The organism is Actinotalea sp. C106 (genome assembly GCF_023630195.1).
In the GTDB taxonomy this organism is placed as follows: Bacteria; Actinomycetota; Actinomycetes; order Actinomycetales; family Cellulomonadaceae; genus Actinotalea.
Genome location: NZ_JALPKN010000278.1, coordinates 1 through 4,031 on the forward strand (window position 1 = coordinate 1; position 4,031 = coordinate 4,031).

The following is a 4,031-nucleotide window of genomic DNA, read 5'->3' on the forward strand; positions in this document are numbered from 1 at the left end:
CCACCCCGGCGACCAACGGCGCCTCGGGCCCGACGACGACGAGGTCCGCCCCGAGCTCGACCGCGAGGCCGGCGACCGCGGCGCCGTCGAGCGGGTCGACCTCGTGGAGGGTCGCGATCGCCGCGATCCCGGGATTCCCCGGGGCGGCGTGGAGCTCGTGGCCGCTCGCGACGTGGCCGTCGAGCACCTCGGGGTCGTTCTCGCCGATCACGGCCGGGGTGACCTCGGCCGGGCCGGGGACGGCGCCGCTGGCCAGCGACCGGATGATGGCGTGCTCACGGGCGCCCGAGCCGATGACGAGGATCCGCACGGCTCAGCCCAGCAGGTCGTGCCGGACGATGGTGGCCTCGCGGCCCGGACCCACCCCGATCGAGGAGATCCGCGCCCCGGACATCTCCTCGACGGCCAGCACGTAGCGCTGGGCGTTGACCGGCAGCTCCTCGAAGGTGCGGACGTGGGAGATGTCCTCCCACCAGCCGTCCAGCTCCTCGTAGATCGGGACCGCGTGGTGGAAGGCGGTCTGGTCGACGGGCATCTCGTCGTGCCGCACGCCGTTGACGTCGTAGGCCACGCAGACCGGGACCTTCTCGAGCCCGGTCAGCACGTCGAGCTTGGTGAGCACCAGGTCGGTCAGGCCGTTGACCCGGCTCGAGTAGCGGGCGATCACCGCGTCGTACCAGCCGCAGCGGCGTGGGCGGCCCGTCGTCGTGCCGTACTCGCCGCCGGTCTTGCGGAGCCACTCCCCGGCGTCGTCGTTGAGCTCGGTCGGGAAGGGGCCCTCGCCCACGCGGGTCGTGTACGCCTTGATGACGCCGACCACGCGGTCGATGCGGGTGGGCCCGACCCCTGAGCCCGTGCACGCCCCGCCGGCCGTGGCCGAGGAGGAGGTCACGAAGGGGTAGGTGCCGTGGTCGACGTCGAGCATGGTCGCCTGACCCGCCTCGAAGACGACGATCTTGTCCGCGTCGAGGGCCTCGTTGAGCACCAGGGCGGTGTCCGCGACCATCGGGCGCAGCCGTTCGCCGTAGGCCAGCAGGTCCTCGACGGTCTCCTCGACGGTGATCGCGCGGCGGTTGTAGACCTTGACCAGCAGGTGGTTCTTCTGGTCCAGAGCCCCCTCGACCTTCTGGGCCAGGATGTTCTCGTCGAACAGGTCCTGGACCCGGATGCCGACCCGGCTGATCTTGTCCGCGTAGGTCGGCCCGATGCCCCGGCCTGTGGTCCCGATGCGACGCTTGCCGAGGAACCGCTCGGTGACCTTGTCGAGCGTCCGGTTGTAGGGCGCGATGATGTGCGCGCTCGAGGAGACCAGCAGCCGTGAGACGTCGACCCCGCGCACCTCGAGGGCGTCGAGCTCGGCGAACAGCACCTCAAGGTCGACCACCACACCGTTGCCGATGATCGGGGTCACCCCGGGCGAGAGGATCCCCGACGGCAGCAGGTGCAGGGCGTACTTCTCGCCGTCGATGACGACGGTGTGCCCGGCGTTGTTGCCGCCGTTGAACTTGACGACGTAGTCGACCCTCGAGCCGAGCTGGTCGGTGGCCTTGCCCTTGCCCTCGTCGCCCCACTGGGCTCCGAGCACGACGACGGCTGGCATGTGGTTCCTTCTGTCGGACGGCACGGAGGGCGCACCGGCCCCGAGGGGCTCGCACGCCGCACCGAGGCTACCGGAGCGCGGCCCCAGGAGGGCGGGACGCCCGCCTGGGCGGGCCGCTCACCGGCACGGAGGGTTCAGCGCAGGGCGGTGACCTCGTCGACCGAGGTGCCGCAGTCGGCGAGCAGGGCACGGCACCGCTCGGCCTCGGGCTCCTCGCCGATCCGCCCGGCAGCCTCGGCCAGAGCCAGCAGGGCCCGCAGGAACCCCTGGTTGGGCTCGTGGTCGACCGGCACCGGACCGGTCCCGCGCCAGCCCGCGCGTCGCAGGGCGTCCAGGCCGCGGTGGTAGCCGGTGCGCGCGTAGGCGTAGGCCGCGACGGCGCCGTCGAGGTCCGAACCCTGAGCGGCCAGGGACTCCTCGGCCAGGAGCGCCCAGAGCAACGAGGAGGCGGGTTGCTGCGGGACGACCTCACGGACCGACGCCCCAGCCGCGAGGGACTCCCGGGCGGCGACGTCGGGGTGGTCGGTCGGCAGCAAGGTGGGCGGCGGACCGCCGAGCAGGTTCTCCATGCCCCCATCCTGGACCCCGTCGGGGTGGAGGTGCACCACACGGACCCCGTGGGTAGTGTCGACGACGGCCCTTGAACGGGGCCCCCCCTCGAGAGAGCCGCTCCTCCCCCATGATCGAGATCTCGATGTCCGCCGCGACCACGACGATCGTCGTCTCGGGAGATCTCGACCTGAGCGAGCGCACGCAGTTCCCCGAGATCACCGCGCGGGTCACCGGGCTGCGCCGTCAGCTCCTGGTCATCGACATGTGCGGCGTGACCTTCATGGACTCGACCGGCGCGGCCTTCCTCATCTCCCTCGCCGACGCCGGCCTGAAGCGGGGCGGGGCCACCGTGCTGCGCGGCTGCGACGACCGCGACCTCTTCGTCCTCGAGGTGTGCGGCGCGCTGGACCTGTTCCGCATCGACCACGAGCACGCCTGCCCGCCCGAGGCCCTCGTCGCCAGCACCTAGGCCCGAGGCGCCAGCACGCAGGGCCTCAGCAGGGCCTCAGCAGCACCGACGAACGTCTCAGCCCTCGCGTCGCCCGCGTGCGCTGCTGATCGGCACCGGGTTCACCCGCGCCCACACGAGCTTCCCCGAGCCGCTCGGCCGCCAGCCCCAGTCCGCGAGCCGCTCGACGATGCGCATGCCGTAGCCCCCGACCCGGCCCGGGTGCCCGTCCGTGGCCACGGGCGGCGCGGGGTTGGAGTCCTCGACCTCGATGCGCAGGCCCTGGCCGGTGTCGTACAGGCGCAGCACCACGTGCCCCCACCCGTGCAGCACGGCGTTCGCGACCATCTCCGAGACCACGAGCTCGGCGCTCGGCCCGCCGGGGATCTCCCAGGCCTGGCACGAGCGCAGCACGGCCTGCCGGGCGCGGGCGATCGAGCTCGGCTCGCTCGGCAGGGACCAGCGACGACGGCGCGGGGTCCCGGCCGCGGGAGCCGCCTCGCTCTCGGGGTCCGGCACGCGTACGACGACGACCGCGACGTCGTCCTCGGGACTGTCGGCCAGGCGGGAGAGCAGCACCTCGCCAGCACCGGCGGCGTCCTGACCGTGCAGGCCCGTCGAGACCTCTTCGAGGGCCTCGAGCCCCTCCCGCTGGCCGCGGTCCCGACGCTCGATCAACCCGTCGGTGTAGAGCAGGAGGACGTCCCCCGGCCGCAGCCGGTAGGCGGAGGTCTCCCGGGCGCGGCTGCCGAAGCCCACCAGGGCGCCACCCGCGCCGTCGAGCCGGGTGACCTCGCCCTGGCGGACGACGAGGGGCGGCAGGTGCCCGGCCCGCGAGTAGCGCAGCAGCCACCCCTCCTCGTCCCGCACGAGGGTGGCCAGGACCAGGCTCGCCGACCGGGGGATCCGCATGCCTGCCACGAGCTTGTCGACCCGGTCGAGCACCACCCCGGGCTCGGCCATCTCATGGGCGTAGGAGCGCACCACCGAGCGCAGCTGGCCCATCGCCGCGGCAGCCTCGACGTCGTGCCCCACGACGTCGCCGATGACCACGGCGACCTGGTCCTCGGCGACCTGCAGCACGTCGTACCAGTCGCCGCCGACCTGCGCGTGGGCCGAGCTCGGGGCGTAGTAGGTCCAGACGTCCAGGTCCTTGACGTCGTCCTGCTCGGGGAGCATCGCGCGCTGCAGGGCCTCCGCCAGGCCGTGCTCGCGGGCGTAGAGCCGCACGTTCTCGACGGCCATCCCCACGCGCCGCGCCACGAGGCCGAGTACGGCGTGCGCCGTCTCGTCGAGGCCCGCGGGCAGCGGGACCGAGACCAGCAGGCCGGGGTTGCGCCGACGCCCCGGCACCACGTGCACGACGACGCGGCGCGGCGGGTCCGGCAGCCGGGGGGGCGCCGAGCGGAGGTGGCTGACGAGCCACTCGGA

At 73.5% G+C, this 4,031-nt stretch carries 4 protein-coding genes and 1 pseudogene; 1 reads left to right on the forward strand and 4 read right to left on the reverse strand.

Translation table 11 applies throughout. The features are described 5' to 3' along the window. The 3 genes and pseudogenes from L0B03_RS14835 to L0B03_RS14845 form a co-directional block, all read right to left on the reverse strand. Positions 1–310, reverse strand: a pseudogene (locus L0B03_RS14835) (phosphoribosylamine--glycine ligase family protein); the annotation flags it as partial. A 3-nt stretch (positions 311–313) separates the two neighbouring features. Continuing rightward, the gene (locus L0B03_RS14840) at positions 314–1,600 is read right to left on the reverse strand and encodes an adenylosuccinate synthase (RefSeq protein ID WP_250447161.1); all 1,287 of its coding nucleotides are present in this window, start codon (positions 1,598–1,600) and stop codon (positions 314–316) included. Between the two features lie 134 nt (positions 1,601–1,734). Beyond that, the gene (locus L0B03_RS14845; RefSeq protein WP_250447162.1) at positions 1,735–2,169 is read right to left on the reverse strand and encodes a DUF3151 domain-containing protein; all 435 of its coding nucleotides are present in this window, start codon (positions 2,167–2,169) and stop codon (positions 1,735–1,737) included. Positions 2,170–2,279: 110 nt separating this feature from the next. On the opposite strand from L0B03_RS14845, the gene L0B03_RS14850 reads away from it, so the two are divergent. Next, positions 2,280–2,621: an STAS domain-containing protein gene (locus L0B03_RS14850; protein ID WP_250447164.1), complete on the forward strand. Its 342-nt coding sequence runs from the start codon at positions 2,280–2,282 to the stop codon at positions 2,619–2,621. A gap of 57 nt (positions 2,622–2,678) precedes the next feature. Here the strand turns inward: L0B03_RS14850 and L0B03_RS14855 are convergent. Further along, positions 2,679–4,031, reverse strand: a 1,353-nt coding sequence (locus tag L0B03_RS14855; protein WP_250447165.1) for an ATP-binding SpoIIE family protein phosphatase, incomplete at its 5' end; no start/stop codon positions are given.

Bases quoted from the DNA above. Each gene is read 5' to 3' on its own strand.
- L0B03_RS14840 (WP_250447161.1), bottom strand. From the start codon at position 1,600: ATGCCAGCCGTCGTCGTGCTCGGAGCCCAGTGGGGCGACGAGGGCAAG.
- L0B03_RS14845 (WP_250447162.1), bottom strand. From the start codon at position 2,169: ATGGAGAACCTGCTCGGCGGTCCGCCGCCCACCTTGCTGCCGACCGAC.
- L0B03_RS14850 (WP_250447164.1), top strand. From the start codon at position 2,280: ATGATCGAGATCTCGATGTCCGCCGCGACCACGACGATCGTCGTCTCG.